Genomic DNA, 25,318 nt, shown 5'->3' with positions numbered 1-25,318 from the left:
GTCATTTTCAACGGTCCGCACGCACACCGTTCCCCGTTTCCCGACGGCATAGCACAAACAAGCGCCGGGCCGTTCAACATCCCATTGGTTTTGCTGAAATCGAGGACCCCATGACCGCCACCATTTTTGATCAGCTGAGGCAACAGGAAAAGGAAAACCGCAAACTGGCCATCATCGATGTCGCTGAAAGCATCCTCCGGGACCAAGGGCTCGAGGCCGTCACCATCCGCCACGTGGCGAAAAAGGCCGGCCTCTCGTCGGGAGCCATGTACATGTATTTCAAAAGCAAGGAGGAACTGCTGCTGTCCATGCTCATCTTGAACCTCCGGATGTTGCGGAAAGACATGGAAGCCTGCATCGACGACAAAAACCCCATGGAAGCGATCCGGAAGATGGCCTATCACTACAAACGCTATTTCATCCGGTTCGGAAAGTATATCAACATCCTCAGCTTTTCGGTACGCGAAGACGGCGGATTCAGCCACCTGGACACGGCCATGGTCGATGACCTCCGGCATGTCCTGGCCCAGCTGCTGGCCCTGGTCGAAAGCACCCTGGCCGCACCGCCCATGCAGTCAACCCTCAAAGGACTGCCTCCGGCACGCTGCGTGCCCGTTCTCTGGGCACTGATCCAGGGACTGGTGCAGATCACCCTGCCTGCCCCCAGCTCCGAAACCCCGTTATACGATTTCGATCAACTGCTCGAAGACGTGACCGTCATTCTCGCCTGATCGTTAACGGCTTCATCAAACGTCCGGTATCGTTCGTTCCCGCCGGTCCGGCCGCACCGCCTTTTTTATTGACACCCGGTAAAAACTGACATATCAGTTTTTAGATCACCCCGAACGCCGAACGCCCTAAAGCCAATGGGGCAGGCCCATTGTCACCCGTTTCGGAGGACCGTCGTATGCATGAAGTTACGATGTTTATCAAAACAATTGATGTTTTTTATCCGATTGTCTATAAAAGCTCAAAACCACATTATCGAAAAAGGGTATCACCATGAATCTGACTGAAACGACCAAACTGATCGGCAAGCTTGTCAAATACAAACTCACCCAGAAAGTGTACGACATCGATTACCGCCCCGCCTGGCTGGAATCGGAAAAATTCATGAGCGCCCGAGAGGCCGTCATGCGGATCGACAACAATGCCACCGTCATGTCCACCGGTATGGCGTCCCACGGCCGATGCGCCATCTTTTACTGGGCCGTACGCGATGTGTTCAAAAAGACCGGAGGGCCCGCCAATCTTACCTGGATCACCGTCAGCGCCCAGGGCGGCCGGGGCAAGGCGCCGGGCACCATCGAGGACATCGCCATTCCCGGTCTGATCCGCGAGTACATCTGCGGTCATGTGGAAACCGCCAAGGCCATTCTTCAGATGGGTGACCGGAAGCTGGTGGAAATCCACACCCTGCCCCAGGGCGAGATCACGGCCCTTCTGACGGCCCAGGCCGAAGGGCGGGACACCGTGGAAAGCAAGATCGGCATCGGCACCTTTTACGACCCCAGCCTGGGCGGCACCACCGCCGTCACGGCCGGAGCGGCCAAAAGCTACATCGCCCGAAACAACGGGAACATGCGGTTCACCATGCCCAAGGTCGAAGTGGCCTTCATGATGGCGCCCTACGCCGATTATGAAGGCAACATCTACTTCAAACACGCGGCCACCATCACCGAAAACTACGAGGCGGCCATGGCGGCCCACGCCAACGGGGGCAAGGTCTTCGTCACGGTGGCCGCCGTCATCGACAAGGACGAAAGCGCCATCAGCATTCCCAAGGAGGTCGTCACCGGCATCGTGGTCAATCCCTGGAACGAACAGACCGGCGCCATCCGCCAGAAAGAATACTGGCCCCTGTTCACCGAGGGCGCCAATGAGGACCCTCAGGAGGCGGTGAAAAAACTCAAGCTGATCAACACCCTGGCCCGCATCACGCCCCGACGGGGCCCGGTGGAGAACACCATGGCCCGCATGGCCGCCTCCCTGTTCACCGAAGAGGCGAAAAAGGGAGACCTGATCAACCTGGGCATCGGCCTGCCCGAAGAGGTGGGGCGTCTGATCCATGAAGGCGGATTGCATGAAGACCTGACCTTCAGTTCCGAAACCGGCGCCCTGGGCGGCATTCCCACCCCGGGCCTCTACTTCGGCGGGTCCATAAACCCCATCAGGCTGAACAGCTCGGCCTGGATGTTCGAGCACTACAAGGAAAACCTGGCCATGACCGTCCTTGGCATTCTTCAGGTGGACTCCGACGGCAACGTCAACGTGTCCAAACGGGGGAAAAGGGTCTACGACTACGTGGGACCCGGCGGCTTCATGAACATTTCATCGAGCGCCAGGAAAATCATCTTCCTGGGCAGTTTCATGGCCAAGGCAAAATTCAGTCTGAAAGACGGCAAACTCCGCCTCCGGAAACGCGGCATTCCCAAATTCGTCGACACGCTCAACGAGGTGACCTTCAACGCCAAAGAGGCCCTCAAAGCGGGGAAGAAGGTGTTTTACGTGACCACCGTGGGCATTTTCCGCCTGACCGACGCCGGGGTGGAACTGTGGAAGGTGGTGCCGGGCATCGACATCGAGCGGGACATCCTGGCCAACAGCACCTGCCGGATCATCGTGCCCGAGCGGGTGGACACCGTCCCTCCCGAGATCGTCACCGGCGACAATTTCAAACTCAGCTGGCCCTCCTGATTCCAGTCCCTCCTCACGGAGCCGGGGCACGCGGTTTTCCGCTCCGGCTCCGTTTTTTTTGTATTGACGGAACCGTCAAATCCTTTTAAGCATGAACGGGCATGACCCACTAACCCCACCATCAGCCAAGGAGCGTATGCATGAGCGACTGCCTGTTCTGCAAGATCATCGCGGGTGAGATTCCCAGCAGCAAGGTGTACGAAGACGACCAGTATTTCGCCTTCAACGACATCAACCCCCAGGCCCCCACCCATTTTTTAGTGGTGGCGAAGAAACACATCGACAAAGTGTCCTCCATGAACGAAGGGGACCGGGCCCTGATCGGCGGCCTGTTTGACGTGGCGGCCCGGATCTGCCGGGAGAAATCCGTCACCGATTACCGGCTGGTGATCAACAATGGTGAAGGCGTGGGCCAGACGGTGTTCCATATCCATCTGCATGTGCTGGCCGGACGGTCCATGAACTGGCCGCCGGGCTGATGACCGGGCGTTGACCCGGATTACGGTGTGTCGGGAGCTGCGGTCCCTTCGGGCGGCGCATCGTCGCCTAAGCTGACGACAGGCTCCGGCGGGATGGACCTTAAATGAAGGTCCATCTGGGGAAAGGCGATCTCGATGCCCCGCTGCCGGAACAGACGGTCGATTTCGAAGCGAAGGGCCGACTCCACCGAATAGAAATACTCGACCCGGGTCCAGATACGCAGCACGAAAATCAGGGCACTGTCTCCAAAATCCTTGAAAATCACATCGGGTTTGGGCAGCCGGAGTACCCGGGGCGTCGTGTCGGCAACGCCGAGCAGGGTATCGCGCACCTTATCCAGATCGGAGCCGTAGGCCACCCCCACCGTGATGTTCCGCCTGAGCCGTTTGTCCTTGAAACTCCAGTTGGTCACCTGATTGCTGATAAAATCCGAGTTGGGGATGATCAAGGTGGCGTTGTCGTAAGTCTGGACCACGGTGGACCGGACATTGATCTTTCGGACATTGGCCCAGGTCCCGTTGATTTCCACATCGTCACCCACCTGAATGGGCCGCTCGAACAGCAGAATGATGCCGCTTAAAAAATTGTTGAAGATGTTCTGGAGTCCAAAGCCCAGCCCGATACCCAGAGCCCCCAGCACCACGGTGATGGAGGTCATGTTCAGGCCGAAAACGTTCAGAGCCATGAGGATGCCCACGATCCAGATCAGATAGGTGCTGATCGTGGCGATGGACTCCCGGACCCCGATATCCATCCCGCTGTCCGTGAGCAGCCGTCTCTGCAAGAGATCCCGCCACAGCCGGGAGGCCCCGTGGGTGATCACAAGGAGGACCAGCGCCGCCGTCACCCCCATCAGGCTGAAGCTCATGTCCCCCACGCGAAGGGGTGTGGTGTAGCCGGTGTAGATGCCCTGGGCCACCGCCTGTTTCCCGCCCCAGACATAAATGATGCCCAAAAAAACGCAGACAAACCAGACCAGCGAAAAAACCAGGGACATGAACCAGTGGGCGTTGGGTACCGGAAGTGCCCCATCGTCACTGTCCCCTTCGGCAAGGGCATGGCCGGTCTTTTTATAATCCTTCAGAATCAAAAAGAAAACCACGGCCCATGCCGCCACCACCCCCGTCCGGCACAGCGCTGCACCCACGAACAGCACCAGCGGGGTGTATCCGGCCAGATCGAAAATCAAACCGGCAAACATCAGCACGGTGACGGACACGGGCAGGGCCGACACCACGGCGACGGTCCGCGGCCCCCGCTCGGACGGGGCCGTCATCCGGCCCGGAAGCTTGGCCAGGCCAATCAGACGGACATACAAAAGGACGGCGAACACCACGCGCAGAAGAACCGGCAGCATATGATCCGAATCCAGCAGCCAGACACACGGCACATACACCAGGGCGTACAGTCGGATCAGCCGGACGATCCCTTTCAGACGAGCCCGGATCGGCCGAGACAAAAAGGTCGTCTGATCGGACGGAAAGAAGGTCAGAATATCGATGATCCAGCGGCTGAGCAGAACGATCGTCAGCATCTGCTCGGCCGCGACGATCATCGGATACTTGACCCGAACCAGAGGCAGGGCGCCGCAGGCGATCAGAAAGAGGCTGTTGCCCGTAAGAAACAGGGATCGCCGGATAACCGCAAGGGCCATGGCCGCCCAGACCGACGATTGAAAAAAAGGCCGGGCGTCCAGACGGGGCAGAGCCCGCGACATCTTGAACAGCACATACTGAAGAAAAACGAACAACAGCCCCAGAATCACCGGACCCGAAATATCCGAGCCGGAAACCAGTGCCCGAAACGCGGAAAGTTCCGTCATCAGGGTCCCGGGCAGCTCCCGCAGTGCAGCCAGATCCGCCAGCATCTGGTCCGGCGTTTTCGAGAAAAGCACATTTTGTGTCCGCTGGATAAGATTCTGCTTCCTGCGGCTCCGGATCTCCCGGTCAAAGGTGCCGGACAGTGCGGAGAACTGATCCCGAAGCTCGGCGTAATGACGTTCATAGGCCTCGTAGAGGACCGCCAATTGTTCGAGAATCTTTTTTTTCCGGTTGAGCTGATCGAGAAGCTGCCTGAGCTTCTCGATCAGCACCTGGGCATCGGGCCCCGGATTCCTGTGGGCCCGGATACTCGTGAGCTGCTCGTCATTGAGCCTGATCTGATCGTCGGTCTGGGTGAGAAGAACCTGGGCCTTTTCCCGTTTATCTTTGAAATCCGCCGTCCGGACCCCGGCACTGCCCTGGGCCGCCACGTTGCCGGTGAAACTCTGCTCCAGCGTTCGGACCGGGGTTTCCGGCATAATCAAGAGGTTGGAGTAAATCGAATACTGGACCTTGAGGGTGGCCAGCTCCGACCCGATGGACCGTTCCCGCTCTTTGACATCCGCCAATTCCCGGCGAAACGTCTCGACCTGAACCTTTTCACGGTCCAGGGCCTGATCGATGGACTGCTCCAGGCCGAAAACAGTCACCGGATCGTCCGTTCCGACCCCGGGGGTGTCTGCGGTAACCCGGCCGGGCAAGGCAGCCAGGGCAAACATGCCGATCAGAACGGCAAAAAAAAGTGTCGGGATGGGCCTGTGTTTCATGCGTCGACGGTTCCGTGTCAGTTGGGTTGATGCCGGGGGTGAACGGATTGGAATGTATCATGGTTTGGGTGCGGGGGCAAGGGCGGGGGGGCAGGGACCACGGACACACGGACGACCACGGACAAGCACGGACAGACACGGACTTGCCCTTCAAGCGGCCTGCACGGACGTTTCCTTCACGCGGTGGTTCACGGCAGTCCGTGTGCGTCCGTGCGTCCGTGTGTCCGTGCAAGTCCGTGTCTGTCCGTGTCCGTCCGTGTGTCCGTGCCCGCCTCCGCCCACCGCCCGCGACCATAAAACACTTGTTAAAAAACCCAAAACCGGTTACAACCCCTCCCATCAAGCCCAACGACAACAGGAGGCATAACCGTGCGTCTTCTCGAACGTTCCTACGATATGATGGTGATGGTTTTCGGTGTTTTACTCTACGGCCTGGCCCTGATTCCCGCCTGGGCGCTGGTGCGCTGGGGGATGGGGCTGGGGTTTCCCTGGTTGGTGTTCACCGTTCCTGCGGCCTTTTACCTGTTTCTGGTCTGCCTGATCATCCTCGCCGGAACCCTCAAAACCCTCTGCCTGCCCCGACTCAAACCGGGCACGTACAAATTCGACACGGACCGTCACGTCTTTGTCTGGTTTCTCAGCCGGTCGCTGACCGAATACGTGCTGACCCCCTTCAACCGGATCATCTTCACCAACGATATTCTGCGCTACCTCTGCCTGAAACTGTTCGGCGTCAAACTGGCCTACAGTTCTGGGATCTCCAGCTCCTTTCTCAGTGATTTCGATTTGTTGAGCTTCGGCGAGCGCTGCATGATCGGCGGATGGGCCGTGCTCTACGGGCATGTGGAGCCCGAACCGGGCACCCTGATTCTGGCCCCCATCGCCATCGGCGATCATACGCTCGTCGGGGCGCGATGCATTGTCGGCTGCGGCACCCGCATCGGCCATCACACGGTCGTCGGGTTCGACTGCACGTTCGGCGTCAGCGTCAAAATCGGCGATCACTGCCAGGTGGGTTTCGCCACCCACATGGGGCATCACGTGCTGATCGAAGACCGGGCTCGGATCGGAAAAGGCTGCCACCTGGGCAACGGGGTCAAGATCCGTGGGGGCATCACGGTGCCGGATTTCTCCCTGATTCCGGACATGACCACCCTGTCCACCCAGGCCATGGCCGACGCCTACCGCACCGGCCGTCCCCCCGCCCCCGCTCAGGCCCCGGCCGCTCCGTCGACGGCGACGTCCGCCCCGCGGCCCCGGATCGTGATCCGTCAGAGCGTAAGTTCGTCAAGCAGCAAATAAGCCACCGCCGCACTGTGGGTGGCCCGATTGCTTTCCATGATCGACAGCCGGGCCTGGGGGAGGGCTTCGGCCATCCGCCGGAGATCGTCAAGCCCATGGAGTTTGTCGGTCCGCGCCCCCACCAGAAGAATCCGTGCGTCGACCCCGGTCGGCCGGTTCCAGACCGAATACCCGGACAGGGCCCGGGCGTTGGCTTTCAGGCGCACCGGTTCGGCCGCCATCAGGGTGCCGGTGTACTTGGCCGCCTGTTCCGGTTCCTTCCGTTTGTCGACCCGGAAACGGGTCAGGTAAAAAATGGCGACATACCTGATCAGGGCATAGGCCGAGGGAGGCACCCAGCGGATGATCCACTGGGCCCACATCGGAAAATCCACCTCGGTAATCGGTGAGATCAGGACGGTGTTCCGGGGAAGGCGGGCGTTTTGGCCGTTCAGGTACTCCAGAATCACCGTGGCGCCCAGGGAACTTCCCGCCAGGACGAACGGCGTGTCCTCCGGCAGTTCCTGACCAATCACCTCGGCCAGGTCCGCACTCATCCGCGCCAGGGTAAACTCGGGCAAGGGGCCTTCGGGCAGCCGCGCGCTTCGTTTTTCCCGGGTTTCCAGATACAGTACCCGAGCCTTCGGGGTCAGCACCTTCAGAACCTCGGTCCATCCGGACATCAGTGACACCCATCCCGGCACGAACACCAGCACCGGCAGGGGCGAGGCAGGGTTTTTCGGCTGAAAATCGTAGAGCGAAAGGGTCACGCCGTCGGAGACGGTCACCGGACGTGTGGTCAGGCGGACAGCGCCGCCCGCAAGAATATCCTCGATCATCGCGTTTTTGTTATCCTTATGATTCTTATAATTGACAGGTCGGTTGATCCAGCCATATCATTGCCCGCCTGCTAATTCAAGTCGCAAGACGTATTTCAAAGTCGCTTGTTTTATGGTAATGATGATGAAAAATTCCATGAACCCCAAAACGAGGAGACATCATGCTGCTGACCGTTTTAGGCATCGCCCTGTGCGTGTACTTCGCCCCGTCGGCCATCGCCCTTTTCACCCGGCACCCCCGGCGCAGCGAGATTGTTGTGACCAACCTGCTGCTGGGCTGGTCGATTCTGTTCTGGGTGTTCGCCTTCCGCACGGCCATGGGCTGGGACAAGGATACCCGGACAACCGAACCAACGAACCTGTAGAAAGGACCGCCATGCATATCACCGTATCCCATATCCCATACGGGGGCCTCTCCCGGTCATTCAGCGCCGATGCCCGCGAGTTTCCCGTCCTGGCCGAACTGATCGACAGAGGCGAATACGCCTTCACCGCCCCCATTGACGTCTCCCTGGCCGCACAGGTCCAGACAGGCGACGTGATCGAGGTGACCGGCCGGATCGCGACCAGCCTCCGCATGGACTGCGGACGGTGCCTGGAGCCCTTTGAATACACGTTCAGACAGACCTTCGTTCTGGGATTCATCAAGACCGACGGCACCGAAACGGTCCCCGGCGAGGAGGAACTGGACATGGAAATCGGGGAGGAGGACATCGCCACCGAATACTATTCGGGGGATGTGATCGAGCTTCGGCACATCATCGAGGAACAGGTGGTGCTCGGCCTTCCCCTGCACCCTTTGTGTTCGGATCTGTGCAAGGGGCTGTGCCCGTCCTGCGGCGCCAACCTGAACCTTGCCCCCTGCACCTGCAACCCCGTGGTGGGGCACCCGGCGTTTCAGGCTCTCAAAAAACTCAAATCATGATGCGCGGTACCGGTAGCCCACCCCGTGAACCGTGGTGATCACCATGGGCGCGGCCGGATCGTCTTCTATTTTTTTTCTTAGCTGGGCCACATGCTGGTCCAGGGTCCGGGTGGTGCCGAAATAGTCGATGCCCCAGACCGCGTTGAGCAGCGTCTCCCGGCTGAGCACCTCGCCGGAATGGGCATGGAACAGACGCAGCAGCCTGAGTTCCCGATCGGTCAGACTGATCGTCTGTCCGTTTTTCTCCAGGGTGTAACGTCGGGGATCGACCCGCCGCCCGCCGAAGAAAAACACCGCGTCCGGACTGCCGGAGGGTTCCACGCGTTTCCGGCACCTGCGAAGCACCGCCTCGATGCGGGCCAGCAGTTCATGGATGCCGAAGGGTTTGGTGATGTAATCGTCGGCCCCCAGCTTCAGCCCCAACACCTTGTCGATTTCCTCGCCCTTGGCCGTAAGCATCAAAATGGGCAGATCGGGGTCCCGGTCCCTTAAAAGCCGGCAGAGGTCAAACCCGCTTTTTCCGGGCATCATCACATCGAGAAGCACCAGATCTGCGGTCTCGCTCTCGAAACGCGAAAGGGCCTCGTTTCCGTCGGCCGCTGCCGTGACCCGGTAGCCTTCGCTTTCCAGGGTATCGATCAGGCCGGTGCGGATGTGGGCATCGTCTTCGGCCACCAGAATATGAATGGGCTTTGTCATGATAAAATCCTGACCCGGAAACAGCTTCCGCCGTCCGCCTCCGGCTGATAGAGGATGTCGCCTTTAAGGTCCCGCATGATCCGGCGGGCGATGCTCAGCCCCAATCCCGACCCGGCCTGCCCGGCGGTGAGGCTGTTGTCGACCCGGTGAAAGGTTTCGAAAATCCGGGAACGATGCCCGGGCGGAATCCCCGGCCCCCGGTCCCTGATCCGCAGTTCAACGCCCCGGCCGTCCGAAGCGTTCCCCAGCTCCACCCCCAGCCAATGCCCGTCTGCGGCATATTTCACCGCGTTGTCCAGAAGGTTCAGCATCACCTGTTCGAGGGCGTCCCGATCCGAGGACACCACAACGGGCTCGTCCGGAAGGGTCAGATGCACCGAAAGCCCGGCGTCCAGCAGCCGGTCCCCGTGGGCCTCGATGATCTGCCGCACCACCGCCGAAAGATCAAGAGGGGCACGGGTGTAATGCTTGCGGCCCTGCTCCAGCTTTCCGAAATCCAGCACGTTGTTGACCAGCCGGGTCAGCCGCCGGCTTTCCGAGACGATCACCGACAGATAATGACCGGTTTTTTCAGGCGAGGTCACCCGGCCCTCCCGGAGAAGTTCGGCATACATGCGGATGGTGGTCAGCGGTGTTTTCAACTCGTGGGACACGTTGGACACAAAGGAGGTCTTCTCCATGGCGTCTTTCATGCTCCGAAGGCTGTCCCGGATCAGAAGGAGTCCGCCGGTGAAAAGGGCGGCGGTGGCCAGAATCAGAAACATCCCCGCCACCATCACCAGCCCCCGTCCGCCGGTCAGATCCGGTCCGGACAGGTAAAAGGCGATGCGGTAATGGGGCAGAAGTCCCGACAGCGGCACACTGACCGCGGGTTTCTGATCCGCCGACACCGGGAACGCCCCGGATTGATGCAGCAGACGGCCGTCGCCCCCGATCAGGGCGTAGGCGGCATGATCGTCGTTGATCACCGGCATCTGGGCGATCAGACGGGACAAAAGGGCCATGGTTTCCAGTTCAAGGCCGTAGACGGGGCCGTCCTTCTCCCGCTTAACCCAGCCGAGGATAAACAGCTGGTTTTCGGCGAACCAGGGAATAAAACCCCAGCGCATGTCCGAATCGGCCCCGGCCTGAATCGGGCCGTCCTTGGCCAGGTTCAGCAGATCCCGCCGGGCCTCGCTCATGCGCCGGAGTTCTCCGCCGTAGGAGGAGGAAACGGAAGGCGCAAAAGGCTCGTTCATCCGGTCCGGCGACCCGAAATCCCAGGCCAGGCGTCCGGTAAACAGGGCCTCGTAGCGCCGGATGAACCGCCTCTCCTCGGCCGTGGCCGCCGGGCTGTCCGGGGGATAGACCAGGCCTGAATCCGTCCAGACAAAGACGTTTCTCACCAGGGGATGGGTCTCCTGCCAGGTGCGGAGGTCCGCCTCCAGGCGGTCGGGATTCATGGCCGACAGGGAACGGGTCAGACCCGCCTCGACCTCGGACACCGTCAGCACCAGGCTTTCGGCCAGGGCCCCGGCCCGGTCGGTCAGCGAGGCCAGGGCCTGGGTCCGGATGCGGTCCTTTTCATGGACCAGCAGGCGCAGCCCGGCCCCGCCCAGAATCAAGGTGGGAACGATCAACAGCAGCAGGTAGATGACGGTGCTGCGCCGGGTGTCATGGATCATATTCGAGACCTTTATTTTTCATACTGCTGGTTTTTCAACTGATAACTTTCCGTCCGAAGCACCTTGCGGCTTTTCTTGCTCATGCCTTCCCGCTCGATGGTCTCGGCTTTCTGTTCCAGGGCCTCGGCCTCTTCGAGCAGGGCCGTGTCCGCATAGGTTCCGCCCAGGCTTTTCAACTGGGCCGCCGATTCCTTCAGGGTTTTGGCCGCCTCCTTTACCTGGCCTTCATCGGACAGGCGGATGGCCTTTTCCTGGGCCAGGGCGTTGAGATTCATCTGGTATTCCCGGACCACGGCGATGTTGGTCGACTGTTTGACTTTGGACGCATCGGTGGAAAAGCCGGCGATTTTCACGCCCTCGCTCATTTCGTTCGCCCCGGTTACGGGGTTTTCATAATACACCCTGGCCCGGGCGATTTCCATTTTTTTTCCGTTCTCCGTCCGCGGCAGACGCACGTCGAGCAGGGCGTATTTTTCCTGATCGCCGTAAAGCTGGTTCATGAACAGTTCCACCTCACGGCCCCTAATCCGTCCGTCCCGGCCGATGATGGACAGGGGGCTGACCTGGTCCGGCAGCTCGATGATCAGCTTGACGCCGGTGGCCACCACATTGAGCACGCTGCCCAGCTCCGCCGTAAAAATTCCCGGCAGGTCCGCGCTCCGCTCGACAAAATAGATGTTGCCGTCGCTTTGCTGGGACAGACGGGCCATCAGGTCCTCGTTGTAATCGGTGCCCACGCCCACGGTGGTGACGGAGATCCTCTCCTTGACCAGGGCCGCTCCCAGCCGCCCCAGGTCCTCGGGGGTCTGGGGCCCCACATTGGCCAGGCCGTCGGACAGAAGGATGATGCGATGGATATAATCCCCCGACAGATGCTTGCGTATCTCGGCGGCCCCCTGGCTGACACCGCCGAACAGGGCCGTGCTGCCTCCCGGTTCGATGGTCCGGATTTTCGCGATGATGGCCTCGATGTTTTCCACGGGCTGGGCCGGGATCAGGGTTCTCACCTGATCATCGTAGACCACCAGGGAAAAGATATCCCGGGGGCTCAGGCGGCGTACGGCCTCCATGGCCGCCTCCCGGGCCTTTGCAATTTTATCGCCGGACATGGAGCCGGACCTGTCCAGCACCAGGGACAGGTTCACCGCCGGGCGCTGATGGGCGACAGGCGCGGGCGGCGCGGCGAGGGTCACCTTGAGCACCACGGTCTGGGCCTCGCCGGCCGGGAGAACGTCCCGGTCCGTTTCCACCCGGCAGGTCACGGCGGCGGCATCGCAGCGCACCGCGAATACCGCGATCATCATCGACAGTCCCAGCACGACCGCCAGCAGGGTCTGTTTCATCATGGGTGTCATCATCTTTGTTTTCATAACGTGTTCCTTTCCTGACATGGGTTATCGTTTTTTTCCGTTTGGCGCAAGTGTTTGGCTCAAGCATAGCCCCCCTTCGAAAAAAAGATGTCACTGCCGGGTAAAAAGGATGTAAAAAACCTGTAAAAAACTTTCATGCTTTGATAGGCTGTTGGTCACATCAAGCCGAAGTTACCGAAATTCTCTATCGATGAAAGAACCCCATGGATAAGATCCGATTCCTTTTCAGACGAAAATACGAATGGCTTTTCGTGATCACGATTCTGGCCGCCGTCCTGGTGATCAGCCATCTGTTCGAAAACAAGATCGCGTTTTTCAATTTCTATTTCCTGCCGGTAATCATCGCCGGATACATGATGGGTGCGCGCCAGGCCGCCATGGGCGCGCTGATGTGCATCATCTATGTGGTTCTGTTCACCCTGGCCCGTCCCGAAGCCATGACCCTGCCCCACCAGATGTCGGATTACTACCTGTATCTGACGGCCTGGGGCGGTTTTCTGATCCTGGCCGGGGTGGTGGTGGGCCGGCAGAACGACAATCTCAACCGGGAAATCGAGCGGTCCAACCGCCTGAACGACCAGCTGCGGCGCAATCAGGACGAACTGAACGAGGCCCACGAAGCCTTGAAGGGGTACAGCGGCCGGCTGGAGGAAAAGGTCAGGGACCGCACCGCCGAGCTGGAGGCCCTCAACCGGGAACTTCAGGACGCCAAAGAATCGGCGGACCGGGCCAACCGGGTGAAAAGCGAATTTCTGGCCAACATGAGCCATGAAATCCGGACCCCCATGAACGCCATCATCGGCATGGGCGATCTTCTGCTCACCACCCCCTTAAGCCCGGTGCAGCAGGAATACATCACCATCGTCAGGTCCTCGTCCCGGTCCCTGCTCAACCTGATCAACGACATTCTGGATGTCTCGAAAATCGAGGCCGGCAAGCTGGACTTCGAGAGCACCCCCTTCAGCATCCGCGAACTGATCGACGAGGTCTCCGACATGTTCATGGTCAAGGCCCAAAACCCTGCCATCGAATTTATCGTGGACGTGGACCCCGATGTGCCGACCCGGATCGTGGCCGATCCCTACCGTCTCCGTCAGGTGCTGGTCAATCTTGTGTCCAACGCCTTCAAATTCACGAGCCGGGGACAGATCTGCCTGTCGGTCACGGTCAGCACCTTTTCCGAAGAGGATTTCGAGCTGATGTTCCAGGTCGAGGACACGGGCATCGGCATCGATCCCGCCCTGGGCGGAAAGCTGTTCGAATCCTTTTCCCAGGCGGACAGCTCGATCACCCGAAAATACGGCGGCACGGGCCTGGGGCTGGCCATCTGCCGCAAAATCATCCACATGATGGGCGGAGACATCCGGGTGACCGGCGAACCCGGCGCGGGCACCACCTTCACCTTCACCATCCGGGCGGGCTACCTGGACGAGGAAGAGGATGTGCCCGCCCTTGCGTCAGACGGACGGGACATCCACATTCTGGTGGCCGACAAAAGCCCCCGGGCGCGCAAGGTGCTGGCCCAGATGCTGGGCCGGTTCGGCTTCCGGTTCAAATCGGCCGCCGATACTGAAAACGCCGGGGCCCTGATCGACGCCCACCGGGAAGACCCGTTCGACATTCTCATCCTCGGAGAGGCCCTTGAGCCGGACGCCGGAAAGACGGCCCGGGACCGCCTTGTGTCCCTCTGCCCCCGCCCCCCCGCCGTGCTGCTGCTCAGGTCTTTCCATGACCTGAATCACGACGATCCGGCGGGGGCCCTGACCCTTTCCAAACCCGTCAAGGAATCCACCCTGTTTGACGCCCTCATGACCGCCCGGGGCTTTCGCCCTGAACGGTCCGGGGTGCCCGGCGGCGATCCTCGCACGGCCCGGGTCCTTTCCGGCGTTCACCTGCTTCTGGTCGAAGACAACCCGGTCAACCGCATGATCGCCATGGAACTGCTCCGGCTGGCGGGGGCCTCGGTGGATACGGCGGAAACGGGCCGGGTGGCCCTTCACAAACTGCGCGAGAGCACTTACGACGGCGTGCTGATGGATGTCCAGATGCCGGACATGGACGGCCTCGAAGCGGCCCGGCGCATCCGTCAGGACCTGAGCCTTGCCGAACTGCCCGTCATCGCCATGACGGCCAACGCCCTGTCCGGCGACCGGGAGGCCTGCCTGCAGGCCGGCATGAACGATTACGTGTCCAAACCCATCGACAGCCGACGCCTGCTGTCCGTGCTGAAAAAAAATCTGACGATCGGCGATCGGAACCATGAGACCCCGCCGGAAAGTCCGTCTGAAGCCCGCACAAAGCCGCCCGTGCTGGATGTGGACAAGGCCGTCGCCAGGTTGGGGGCGAGCCGGGAGTTCTACGACACCATGCTCAGGGAATACGGGACCTGTTTTGCGGGATTTGAGGATGAGATACGGTCGGCCCTCACGGGGGAGGATATCGCCCGGGCACGGCTCACGGCCCACTCCCTCAAGGGCGCCGCCGCCAATCTCGGGGCCGAAGAGCTTCTGGCCTCTGCCGCCCGTCTGGAATCCGCCTTGATCGACGAGGACCGGCCCCGCATCGAAAAAACGCTTTCGGAAACGGCACAGGCCTTCGAGCGGTTCCGGATCGAAGCGGACCGGATCACCGGCGAGGCCTGACGGGTCAACCCAGGCCGTGAAACGCTTTTTCCCGGGCCACGGTGGACTGGGGGGTGGGGCCGTAGTCATGGCCGGGCCAGATCAGGGTATCATCGGGCAGGGTAAAAATTTTTTTCCGGATGGATGTCGTCAGCGTACCCATGGAGCCTCCGGGCAGATCGGTTCGGCCCACACCTGAAACAAACAGGGTGTCGCCGGTGATCACATGACCGGGGGTATAAAGGCAGATCCCGCCGGGGGTGTGGCCGGGGGTGTGCAGCACGGTCAGCGTTTCCGACCCCAGGGTCAGACGATCCCCGTCGTCGAGCAGCCGGTCGGCCGGGGGCGACACCTTGCCGCCCAGAACCCGGCAGAAGGCCCTGCCGGCCAGATTCCTCATGCGCTCCGCGTCCAGCCGGTGAATCAGGATGGGTGCGAAAGTCGCCGCCGCCATGGCGGCATTGCCCGCCGTATGGTCGGCATGGCCGTGGGTGTTGACGATCCGGGTGATGATCCAGTCCCGACCCCGGGCGGCGGCCAGAATTTTTCCCGTATCGGCGGCCGGATCGACGACCAGGGCCGTCCGGGACACCGGATCGCCCACCAGGTAGGCGAAGGTGGACATCATCGACAAAGGAATCTGAACGATCTGAAGGGGCATCACACACTCCCGGGGCATATTTTCAAAAAAAGTCCGGTTATTCCGGTGGTGGGCACGCTTTGCTTTGCCCACCCTACGGGCGCAACACGGCAGGATGGGCAAAGCAAAGCGTGCCCATCAAAACGAAAGCCGTCAGGTGCACGCGGCCAGGGCTTTTTTCAGCTCGCCCACGAAGCGGCTTCGCCGGCTGGGCCGGTTGCGTCGCTGCTGGGCCGAGGTGATGTACAGATACCGTTCGGCCCGGGTGACGGCCACGTACATCAGGCGCCGTTCCTCCTCGATCTCCGACGCGGACATCAACGACCGCCAGTGGGGGAACAGCTCCTCCTCCACCCCCACCACAAAGGCCAGGCCGTACTCCAGACCCTTGCTGGCATGCACCGTCGACAGACGGACCCCGCGCTTATCGGCCTCGTCGTCCTTGTCCTCGTTGATCAGGACGATTTCCTCCAGGTACTCTTCTATGGTGCCTTTCAAAGAGGCGTTGTAAATCAGTTCATCCACGTTGTCCTTGCGCGAATCGAATTCCTCCCGGGTCTTGCTGTAATCGGACAGATGGTCCATGTATTTGAAGGTATCGATCACATCGTACATGGCCTCGTCCGGGCGCATGGTTTTATAGCGGTCCAGGCTGTCCAGAAGCTCGGTCAGGGCCCCGTGGACCTTGGTGCTGAGCAGACGGTCCCGCACGAGTATCCGGGCCGCGGCCTGGAGGCCGGTGCCGGGCACCCGGGTTTGCGCGATCTTTTTCAGGATGCTTGGGCCGATGCCCCGTTTGGGGGTGTTGATGATCCGCTCGAAGGCCACATCGTCCTCGGGGAACAGGGCCGCCATCAGGTAGCAGTTGATGTCCAGCACCTCCTTGCGCTCAAAAAAGCCCTTGGACCCCATCATGGTGTAGGGGATGTCCATGCGGCGGAAGGTTTTTTCAAACCAGAGCGAACAGGACTTGGTGCGGTACATGACGGCCATGGACGAATAGGGAACGCCCATGCCACGCATGGACCTTATTTTCCGGGCCACCCACTGGGCCTCCTCGAACTCGTTGGGGAACTCGTGGATGTCCACCAGCCCGCCCCGCTTGTCCGAAAAACAGGTCTTGCTCATGCGGGCGGCGTTGTTGCCGATCAGGTGGTTGGCGATCTGGACGATCTCGTCGGCGGACCGGTAGTTCTGCTCCAGCCGGTAGATCTTCCCGTCGGGGTATTTTTCCGGAAAGGACAGGAAATGGTTGACGTTGCTGCCCCGGAATCCGTAGACCGCCTGCCAGTCGTCGCCCACGCAGAACAGGTTCCGGTGGCCGAGAAACAGACCGGTGATTTCCTCCTGGATATTGTTGGTATCCTGATACTCGTCGACCAGAATGAACTGAAACAGGTTCCGGTAATAATCGCGGACCGTCTGATGATCCCGCAACAGGTCCCGGACCAGAAGGAGAATGTTGTCGAAATCCAGGGCGTTTTTCGCCTTCAGCTCCTGTTCGTAGGCCCGAAACACATTGGCGGTCATGGTCCGTTTGATGGCGGAAAGATTCTGGATGAAGGCCTCCGGATCGCCGGAATTCTTGGCCCGGGAGATATCGCTCATCAGGCCGGGAATGTTCTTCCGGTCGATGTTCATGGCCGCCGCGATCTCCTTGTAGGTCTTCTGCTGATGGTAGGCGCTGAAAATCTGAAGGGGCTGACGGTAGCCCATAAGTCCGGCATGGACCTTCAAAATGGCGAAACAGGCGCTGTGGTAGGTCCGGACCCAGGGGAATTTTTCGATGGGCAGGCCCGTCTGGCGGACCAGGCGGGTCTTCATTTCCTCGGCGGCCTTGTTGGTGAAGGTGATGGCCAGAAGCCGTGTGGGGTCGAAGCCCCGATCGATCAGATAAGACATTTTCGCCGTCAGGGTCCGGGTCTTGCCCGATCCCGCCCCCGCCACCACCAGGGCGGGCGAACCGATGTGACAGACCGCATCGTGCTGCTGGGCCGATAACTCCATGAACACTCTCCTAAAAAAACAAGGGGTCAGAAAACGGGCAAACCATACGACATGGTTCGGATTGAGGCAAGGGTTTTATCGGTGAAATCAGAAGGTATAGCCCAGGGTCATGGAGCCGTATTTGAAGGGACGGTCCTGGGCCTCGTGCATGTTGGTGCCCCGGACCATGACCATGGAAAACCACCATCGCCTGAACCCCAGACCCATGCCCCAGAACAGGTCGGCGGTCAGGGGCACCCGATCGAGTTCGGGTTCGACCCCGCCGACGGTGTTTCCGTCAAGGATGATGGAGTTGAACACGTAGGACACCTCCACCCCGGCCAGGGCGTTGACCACCAGGGTACTTCCGGTGCTGATATTGATATCCGGGGTGGACCCGATGCCGCCCTTGTAGACCGAGGCGGGAAACCGGCTGCCGCCGTTGCCCAGGCGGAGGATGCCGCCCAGCCTGACATCGCTCATGATGTTGCCCGCGTCCAGGCCCGCATAGGCGGTCAGGTCATATCCCGGCGGCCAGAGCGCGGGCCGGGCCAAATCGTCGGCCGCCTTCCATTTGTGTTCCAGATGCAGATTGACCGCCGGTTCGTCGTCGAGCTGATAATGCCAGCCCATGGGCTTTTGCACCCCGATCATCTTGTGGATGGCCTTCTGGGTCTTATCGGCCTGGGAACTGGGACCGATCACCCCCAGAAGCAGGGTGGCGGCCGTGGCCCGGGTCGTGTTCTGGTATTCCACACCGAAACGTCCGAACAGAAGGCCCACATAGGGCAGGTCCTCGGGATCCGGGACGGGCCGCTCGATGTCGCTGGGGGTAATCATGGTCTGGCCAAAGGAAAAACACTTGCGGAATTCAATGGCGCCGGAAAGGGTGCGGGCCAGAGGCCGGGACAGGGCATGGATCAGGTCCTCCTCAGGCAGGGTGCCGTCATCCCGCCAGCCGCTGGAGCAGGTCATGAACACCCCGTTGGTGTACCCGATGTCCGTTCCGGCAAAGGAATCGTTCTCAAAAATCAACGCCAGGGACCAGTCGTGACCCGGGGAGACTTCGGCAAACGAAGGGGGGATCAGCATGAGCATCGCAAGAAGCCCGATGATGACGGCCTCTGTCCATCGTCTCGTTATTTGCATGGTTGCCTGCACCGTTGGTATCGAATGATCGCCCGTGGTCATGATTGGCTGTCATTGTACAGGGTTTTCAGAATTTGGCAAGCGCGGGGTCCTTTGAAACGCCGGTCACAAAAAAAACGACCGGGCAGGAACTCCTGCCCGGTCGATGATCAGACGCTCTCGCTAAAAAACTGCGGCGGCGCTTAGAAGCTCAGGGAAAGCATGGTGCCGAATTCCATGGGATCCTCGTCACCGATGGCGTCGCCGGCCATCAGGTAGGCGGCCACGACATCCAGCTTGAGGTTGGGCAGAATGGCGTAAGAGGCCCGCAGGTCCACTTCGAGACCCAGTTCGTCTTCACCGCCCACTTCTTCGGCCAGCATGGCGTACCAGACATCGCCGATCAGGGTCAGTTTGTCCATGGGTTTCACGGTGGTGCCCACGTTGAGGGCCATCACGTTGCTGATTTTGGTGTTGGGGGCGTTGGCGGCCAGATTACCGGCGAAGGTCGTGTCGCCGAACAGGCCGTGACCCAGGATTTCAGACCAGTAATAGGTGCGACCGGCCACACCGGCAAACTCATTGTTGTCGCCGTCGTTGGCATCGTCGTCGCCGCTGGCGTAGAAGAACTGACCGTGAACCAGACCGGCGTCGGCACCGGCGGCCAGAAGGAAGGCCATATTGTCCTCACCGGCGGTTTCGCCTCCCTGAAAAATCGCGGTACCCCAGACTTTCGTGGCGTCCATTTTCATGTCGACGTCGGCACCCAGGTAGAATACGTTCGTATCGGACCCCTGTTCCTTGTCATAAACAAAGTAGGGGTTGACGTTCATGGTATCGCTGACCTTGAACACGGGATTCAAAGCCAGGTAGTCGCGGCTGGTATTGTCAATAGAAGCACCTACGCCCAAATCATCGTCAGACGTTTTGGCCCACATCACCGGCAGGCTGATGTCGCCGATTTTGAAGGTGGCGGTCACACCGGAAAAATCTTCATCAAAGATAAAACCCCGGGCAATTTTGCCCGGCTGGATACCAATCTTGACATTGTGCGCGCCGAGCATGAAGTCCACGTAGCTGTTTTTGATTTCGAACCAGGCTTTGCCGTCGGCGCCGATGTCGCCGGCCACATCGTCACCCCAGACGGGGTCGAATTCGAACTTGTTGACAAACTTGAATTTTTCGTCGAATTTCGCGGTGTAGTAGATCCGGGTCCGGGTGTCCACGGCGGACAGGGTGCCGCTGTCGTTGCCGTCGATGTCCACCTGGCTGAAGGCGCGGGTCCGCCAGTAGCCGCCAAATTCGTTTTCGAGGGCCGCCGCGGGCAGGGCCAGGGCCGCCACAAGCAGCATCGCCAAAGAAACAACCATCATTCTTTTCATTGAAGCCTCTCCTTTTTTTCAAATTTTTTATATGTGCAACCTAATAAGAAACAGCCTGTTGGGCATGAAGCCACCGATCGGTTTACGGCCGCCGGTGAATGTCGTTTTTTATATGCCATGGTTTCCCCAAGATCAAGAGGAAAATCACATGAATCAGGCCGGATCATCATTCCTAACACAATTCAAACACGACGCTCCCCCTTCCGTCACGGCACCGACCGGATAATCCGTTTGATTTTAAAACCGACTGTGCTATTTAAGGGCTCATGTGACCGACCCTCAATCCGCAACCGAACATCATCGGGGGGAAACCATTGAAAAAACATACCGTCATTCTGTTCATCCTGGGCCTTCTGACCGCCGGAGGCTTCACGGATGCGCTCCGGGCCGCAGAACCGCCCGCCCTGTACCTTCTGCCCTTCCGGGTCATCGCACCGGACCGGGACCTGGAAACGATGATCGGAAAAAGCATCGACGCGTTTTTAACCAGCCGTCTTTCCGGTGACACCTGCACACTCAAACACGTTCCGGCCGACACGCCGTCTGTCCCCGCAGGCACGACCCCGACCCCCGAGGAGGCCCATGCGGTCCTCGAGGCCCTTAACGGGCAGGTGCTGATCTACGGCACCGTGATCCGTCTGGGGGACACCCTGAGCACCGACGCCTTTGTCTACGACCGGGCAAGCCGTCGCCTTCGCCTGCATGTTCACGACATCGGTTCGGGCGACGGCGCCCTTCTCGACCATCTGACCCGGTTTACGGACCAGGTCACCGCCCTGTTCACACCGCCCGCCATGCCGGACCCGGCCGGATCAGCCCCGCCCACCGCGCCGCGGCAGCCGGTGTTTTCATCGGTGTCGGCCTGGAAAAGTGCCCCCCTGGGCGATGCGGTCACCGGCCTTGTGATCTGCGACCTGGACCGGGACGGAAAGCCGGACCTGATCACGGCCCACGACCATGGCCTCAGGGTATTCTCCCTTGCCGCCGATCGCATCACGCCGACACGCGATGTGGCCCTGCCCGCCGATCATCATGTGGTGGGGCTGGACCAGGCCGATCTGGACGCCGACGGCAATCCTGAACTCTATGTATCCATCCTGGGTGCCGACCGCCATACCATCGCCTCACGGGTACTCACCTTTACCGGGTCATCGTTTGAGACCCGGGCATCGGACCTCCCCTGGCTGTTCCGGCGGCTGGACCGCGCCAACGGCGAACCTGCGGCCGTCCTCGCCCAGAAAAACGACGGCCTGAACGCCCTGCTCGGCGGCCCCGTGGTATTTTACGATCCGACGTCGGCCCCTGAATCGCTCCGGCCCCTGCCCCTGCCCCAGACGGACATCAACCTGTTCTCCCTGACCGCCACCCGGGATGTGAGAGGCACCCACTACGCCCTCTACGCCTTCAACCACCGCCTCCGGGTCCACGACGACACCATGGCCCTCACCTGGGAAAGCGACGGGGATTACGGCGGCAGCGACCGGTTCATGGCCATGGACGATCCCCATGACCGGGACAAAACCCTTCATCTCTACCTGGAACCCCGGCTGATCTTCCGCGATCTGGACGGCGACGGCCAAAACGAACTGATCAGCATCGCCAACACGGAAACAGCAAACCATCTGTTTTCCGGATTCCGTCATTACAGCCGGGGCCGGATCGACTTTCTCAAACGGAAGGATTTCGGTTTCGCCCCCGTGTTCGAAACCGAAACCGTCACCGGCTCCATTGCCGACCTGGCCCTGACCGATCTTGACGGCGACGGACGCCCCGAGCTGGTCTATGCGGTCAATCAGCCCGGCAAAGGACTGTTCGCAAAGCCCACGGCCGTCATTGTCGTCCAGGCATGGCGGATCTATTAGGATCGATTCCCGTTGCCCATGATCACCCATTCTTTATCGCGCGGAGAACACTGTCATGAAGCTTAACCCGATCGTTTACACACTTGTCGTAACCGCGGCCGTCATCCTTGCCGCCCTGCCCCGCACGGGTCAGGCTGAAACCGGAACCCTTTTGCTTTTCCCCCTGACGGTCCACGCCGATACCCCCATGGATTTCATCAGCCGGGGCGCGGCCGACCTGATGGACAGCCGCCTGAGTGAACGGGGCTTCACCGTGACCCGGGCGGATGCCCCCGCCGACCGGCAAAAGGCCCTTGCCTTGGCGTCCGAACAGAACCGCGACGCCCTGATCACCGGCAGCCTGACCTTTCTCGGTCAGAGCGTCAGCATCTCGCTCTGGCTGATCGACACCCGCTCGGGAGAAACCCTGACGGCTTTTTCCAAAATCGAGCCGGACAAAAGCACCCTCTTCGACGCCCTGACCGGATTCACCGCAACGGTCAGCCTCGGGCAAACGCCGGCGCCCGAACCCGATGCGGTCCGGACCGAAACCCCTCGCCCAGCCCCTTCGCCGACATCGTCAACCGTCCTTGCGGCCCATCCCGTCACCTCGCCCAAGTACCCCACGGAAATCATCGCGCTTTCCACCGGGGATGTGGACGGAGACGGCACCCGGGACATCGTCTTCGCCGACCGGCATCAGGTGTTCATCCAGCCGTTCAAAGACGGCGTCTTCGGCCCGGCCCGCCCCCTTGATGCCCTGACCTACCTGACCGTTCTGTTCGTCGACACCCATGACGGCAACGGCAACGGCATCGACGAGATCATCGTCACGGCCGTCCACACCCGCAACCGCCAGACGGCCTCCTGTGTTTTCGAATGGAACGGAAAAGATGTTGTCCAGACCGCCAAAAACCTGGACTTTTTTTTCCGCAAGGGCAAACGTCCGGATACCGGCGCGCCGGTTCTTCTCGGTCAGGAACAGCATTTCGCCAACGGCTATTTTGCCGATACGATTTCGATCATGACCCGGGATCCGAAAACGGACCGGTATGGCGTTGAATCGGCCTGCCCCCTGCCCGACACCGGCATGAACCTGTTCGCCTTTGACACGGCCGACCTGTTCAACACCGGCAGGCTTCTGACGGCCGCCTACACCCCGTCGGACCATATCCGGGTTCTCGATCTTCACGGTGAGGAAAGCTGGATAAGCAGCGAGCGCTACGGCGGCTCGGCCGCCTTCATCGAGCCCCGGAAATCGACTGATCAGGAACGGTTCTACCTGCCTGCGCGGATCGTGGCCGATGATGTCGACGGCGACGGTAAAACCGAGGTCGTCACGGTGGCCAACCGGAACGCCAGCCCCCGGATGTTCAGCAATCTTAGAAACTTTGTCGAAGGCCGGATCATCGCCCTCACCTGGACGGGGCTGTCCTTTGACACGGCCTGGACCACCCAGGCGCTGCCGGGCTATATTCCCGACTTCGCCCTGGCCGACCTGAACGGCGACGGAAACACCGAGCTGATCTATGCGATCCAGCCGAAAAAAGCCTCGTTTTTGAGCAAACAGACCTCGTCGATCATCATCCAGCCCCTGGGTGCGCAATGAGGTCCGGCGCCGGACACTGGGTTTACATTCAGTCCAATATCTTGAATTTCTTGACGCTTGTTGCCCCTCATCCGAAGGGGAGGGGCAACACCGGCCATGATTCCCCTTGACACCGGGGCGATCAATTGATATTAAAATCTGGCTTTTTAAGGTAGATTCGGATTGTCGGCCCAATCAGATTGTCCGTCGCCTTCAATCGGTCGCCGCTTACATCATGGTTAATCGAGGTCATATTGGTTAGCAAAAAACCTTTATATTCAATACTTTAATCGTTGCTTACGGGCAACCCGAGGAGAAACACATGATTAAACCACTTGGTTCAGACACTTTGATGCCCCTGTACGTGGCCGACGACGCCAAACGCGCCGCTCTGATCAAGGAAGCCGAAGGCCTTCCCTCAATCGTTGTCAGCTCCGCTGCCGCCGGTAACGCCGTTATGCTCGGCGGCGGTTACTTCACCCCGCTCAAAGGCTACATGAACGTGGCCGACGCCATGGGCGTGGCTGAAAACATGAGAACCGCCTCCGGTCAGTTCTGGCCGACTCCCGTTCTGAACGTGATCGAAGACGCCGCAGCCATCAAAGGCGCCAAACGCATCGCCCTCAAAGACCCCAACGTCAAGGGCAACCCCGTGATCGCCATTCAGGATGTAGAAGCCGTCGAAGAGTTCACCGATGCCCAGATGGCCGTCATGACCAAAGCCATCTTCGGCACCGACGATATGGAACACGTGGGCGTGGCCACCTTCAACAGCGTGGGCAAGGTCTGTATTTCCGGTCCCATCCAGGTTCTCAACTTCTCTTACTTCCCCAGTGAATTCGCCGGCACCTTCAAGACCGCCGTCGAAATCCGTGAAGAAATGAAAAAGCGCGGTTGGGAAAAAGTTGTCGCTTTCCAGACCCGTAACCCCATGCACCTGGCCCACGAAGAACTGTGCCGCATGGCCTACGAAGATGAAAAAGCCGACGGTATCCTCATCCACATGCTGCTGGGCAAACTGAAAAAAGGCGACATCCCCGCCGACGTTCGCGACGCCTGCATCCGCAAGATGGTTGAAGTTTACTTTCCGCCCAACACCGTTATGGTTACCGGTTACGGTTTCGACATGCTCTATGCCGGTCCCCGTGAAGCCGTTCTCCATGCCTGCTTCCGTCAGAACTGCGGTTGTACCCACCTGATCGTGGGCCGCGACCACGCCGGCGTTGGCGACTACTACGGTCCCTTCGACGCCCAGACCATCTTCGACAACATCTCCAAAGACGATCTGGCCATCGACATTTACCGTGCCGACCACACCGCTTACTCCAAGAAACTCAACAAAGTGGTCATGATGAGCCGCGTTGAAGGCCACACCAAAGACGACTTCGTGCTCCTGTCAGGTACCAAGGTTCGTGAAATGCTGGGCAAAGGCATCAAACCGCCCAAAGAATTCTCACGCCCCGAAGTTGCCGAGATCCTGATCAAATACTATCAGTCTCTCCAATAATCGGCCCGGTGCCCTGCGCACCGTCGATCGCATGAATCAAAAAACCCCCGCTCGACTGAGCGGGGGTTTTTTTATTTTCTGGC

At 60.1% G+C, this 25,318-nt stretch carries 19 protein-coding genes; 10 read left to right on the top strand and 9 right to left on the bottom strand.

The features are described from left to right. The first annotated feature begins 110 nt into the window (after positions 1 to 110). The 3 genes from ACYQ11_RS09140 (at position 111) to ACYQ11_RS09130 (ending at position 3,176) form a co-directional block, all read left to right on the top strand. Positions 111 to 731 carry a TetR/AcrR family transcriptional regulator gene (locus ACYQ11_RS09140; protein WP_459923477.1) on the top strand — a complete coding sequence of 207 codons (621 nt, stop codon included), beginning with the start codon at positions 111 to 113 and terminating at the stop codon, positions 729 to 731. Between the two features lie 271 nt (positions 732 to 1,002). Next, positions 1,003 to 2,697 carry a CoA-transferase gene (locus ACYQ11_RS09135; RefSeq protein WP_459923476.1) on the top strand — a complete coding sequence of 565 codons (1,695 nt, stop codon included), beginning with the start codon at positions 1,003 to 1,005 and terminating at the stop codon, positions 2,695 to 2,697. Positions 2,698 to 2,837: 140 nt separating this feature from the next. Then, a complete protein-coding gene (locus ACYQ11_RS09130; protein WP_459923475.1) occupies positions 2,838 to 3,176 on the top strand; it encodes a histidine triad nucleotide-binding protein in 339 nt (112 codons plus the stop codon). A 20-nt stretch (positions 3,177 to 3,196) separates the two neighbouring features. Here the strand turns inward: ACYQ11_RS09130 and ACYQ11_RS09125 are convergent, their stop codons facing one another. Next, entirely contained in the window at positions 3,197 to 5,764 is a 2,568-nt protein-coding gene (locus ACYQ11_RS09125) for a mechanosensitive ion channel domain-containing protein (RefSeq protein ID WP_459923474.1), read from the bottom strand. A 369-nt stretch (positions 5,765 to 6,133) separates the two neighbouring features. Here ACYQ11_RS09125 and ACYQ11_RS09120 point away from each other — a divergent pair, with 369 nt between their 5' ends. Continuing rightward, positions 6,134 to 7,066 (top strand): DapH/DapD/GlmU-related protein, encoded by a 933-nt coding sequence (locus ACYQ11_RS09120; protein WP_459923473.1) that lies wholly within the window; start codon positions 6,134 to 6,136, stop codon positions 7,064 to 7,066. Here ACYQ11_RS09120 and ACYQ11_RS09115 read toward each other — a convergent pair. Then, positions 7,036 to 7,884, bottom strand: coding sequence for an alpha/beta fold hydrolase (locus ACYQ11_RS09115; protein ID WP_459923472.1), 849 nt, complete (start codon positions 7,882 to 7,884; stop codon positions 7,036 to 7,038). The genes ACYQ11_RS09120 and ACYQ11_RS09115 overlap by 31 nt on opposite strands. A 161-nt stretch (positions 7,885 to 8,045) precedes the next feature. Here ACYQ11_RS09115 and ACYQ11_RS09110 point away from each other — a divergent pair, with 161 nt between their 5' ends. Both ACYQ11_RS09110 and ACYQ11_RS09105 read left to right on the top strand, forming a co-directional pair. After that, positions 8,046 to 8,249, top strand: a complete 204-nt coding sequence (locus ACYQ11_RS09110; RefSeq protein ID WP_459923471.1) for a superinfection immunity protein — start codon at positions 8,046 to 8,048, stop codon at positions 8,247 to 8,249. An 11-nt stretch (positions 8,250 to 8,260) separates the two neighbouring features. Beyond that, entirely contained in the window at positions 8,261 to 8,809 is a 549-nt protein-coding gene (locus tag ACYQ11_RS09105; protein ID WP_459923470.1) for a YceD family protein, read from the top strand. Here the strand turns inward: ACYQ11_RS09105 and ACYQ11_RS09100 are convergent. From ACYQ11_RS09100 to ACYQ11_RS09090, 3 genes are read right to left on the bottom strand one after another with little or no spacing between them, the layout of a single operon-like run. Then, positions 8,804 to 9,508, bottom strand: a complete 705-nt coding sequence (locus ACYQ11_RS09100; RefSeq protein WP_459923469.1) for a response regulator transcription factor — start codon at positions 9,506 to 9,508, stop codon at positions 8,804 to 8,806. The genes ACYQ11_RS09105 and ACYQ11_RS09100 overlap by 6 nt on opposite strands. Further along, complete coding sequence (locus ACYQ11_RS09095) at positions 9,505 to 11,172, bottom strand: sensor histidine kinase (RefSeq protein ID WP_459923468.1); 1,668 nt, start codon at positions 11,170 to 11,172, stop codon at positions 9,505 to 9,507. Before ACYQ11_RS09095 ends, ACYQ11_RS09100 begins: the two co-directional genes overlap by 4 nt. A gap of 11 nt (positions 11,173 to 11,183) precedes the next feature. Further along, the gene (locus tag ACYQ11_RS09090; RefSeq protein WP_459923467.1) at positions 11,184 to 12,542 is read right to left on the bottom strand and encodes a vWA domain-containing protein; all 1,359 of its coding nucleotides are present in this window, start codon (positions 12,540 to 12,542) and stop codon (positions 11,184 to 11,186) included. Positions 12,543 to 12,745: 203 nt separating this feature from the next. On the opposite strand from ACYQ11_RS09090, the gene ACYQ11_RS09085 reads away from it, so the two are divergent. Next, positions 12,746 to 15,184 carry a response regulator gene (locus ACYQ11_RS09085; RefSeq protein ID WP_459923466.1) on the top strand — a complete coding sequence of 813 codons (2,439 nt, stop codon included), beginning with the start codon at positions 12,746 to 12,748 and terminating at the stop codon, positions 15,182 to 15,184. A 4-nt stretch (positions 15,185 to 15,188) separates the two neighbouring features. Here the strand turns inward: ACYQ11_RS09085 and ACYQ11_RS09080 are convergent, their stop codons facing one another. The 4 genes from ACYQ11_RS09080 to ACYQ11_RS09065 all read right to left on the bottom strand — a co-directional run bounded on the left by ACYQ11_RS09080 (position 15,189) and on the right by ACYQ11_RS09065 (position 20,299). Beyond that, positions 15,189 to 15,824 carry an MBL fold metallo-hydrolase gene (locus tag ACYQ11_RS09080; RefSeq protein WP_459923465.1) on the bottom strand — a complete coding sequence of 212 codons (636 nt, stop codon included), beginning with the start codon at positions 15,822 to 15,824 and terminating at the stop codon, positions 15,189 to 15,191. Positions 15,825 to 15,956: 132 nt separating this feature from the next. Continuing rightward, positions 15,957 to 17,810, bottom strand: coding sequence for an ATP-dependent helicase (locus ACYQ11_RS09075; RefSeq protein WP_459923464.1), 1,854 nt, complete (start codon positions 17,808 to 17,810; stop codon positions 15,957 to 15,959). Positions 17,811 to 17,897: 87 nt separating this feature from the next. Continuing rightward, the gene (locus ACYQ11_RS09070; protein WP_459923463.1) at positions 17,898 to 18,938 is read right to left on the bottom strand and encodes a lipid A deacylase LpxR family protein; all 1,041 of its coding nucleotides are present in this window, start codon (positions 18,936 to 18,938) and stop codon (positions 17,898 to 17,900) included. A 182-nt stretch (positions 18,939 to 19,120) separates the two neighbouring features. Further along, complete coding sequence (locus ACYQ11_RS09065) at positions 19,121 to 20,299, bottom strand: alginate export family protein (RefSeq protein WP_459923462.1); 1,179 nt, start codon at positions 20,297 to 20,299, stop codon at positions 19,121 to 19,123. Positions 20,300 to 20,613: 314 nt separating this feature from the next. Here ACYQ11_RS09065 and ACYQ11_RS09060 point away from each other — a divergent pair, with 314 nt between their 5' ends. From ACYQ11_RS09060 to sat, 3 genes are all read left to right on the top strand, one after another. Further along, positions 20,614 to 22,161, top strand: a complete 1,548-nt coding sequence (locus ACYQ11_RS09060; protein ID WP_459923461.1) for an FG-GAP-like repeat-containing protein — start codon at positions 20,614 to 20,616, stop codon at positions 22,159 to 22,161. 55 nt (positions 22,162 to 22,216) lie between these two features. Next, the gene (locus ACYQ11_RS09055; RefSeq protein ID WP_459923460.1) at positions 22,217 to 23,749 is read left to right on the top strand and encodes a hypothetical protein; all 1,533 of its coding nucleotides are present in this window, start codon (positions 22,217 to 22,219) and stop codon (positions 23,747 to 23,749) included. Positions 23,750 to 24,050: 301 nt separating this feature from the next. Further along, on the top strand, positions 24,051 to 25,235 hold the full coding sequence (gene sat, locus ACYQ11_RS09050; RefSeq protein ID WP_459923459.1) for a sulfate adenylyltransferase: 1,185 nt from the start codon (positions 24,051 to 24,053) through the stop codon (positions 25,233 to 25,235). Positions 25,236 to 25,318: the final 83 nt, after the last annotated feature.

Source organism: Desulfatiferula olefinivorans (assembly GCF_054657895.1).
The sequence above is the reverse complement of the archived record's forward strand: the minus strand, read 5'-3'. Positions and strand labels throughout refer to the sequence as shown.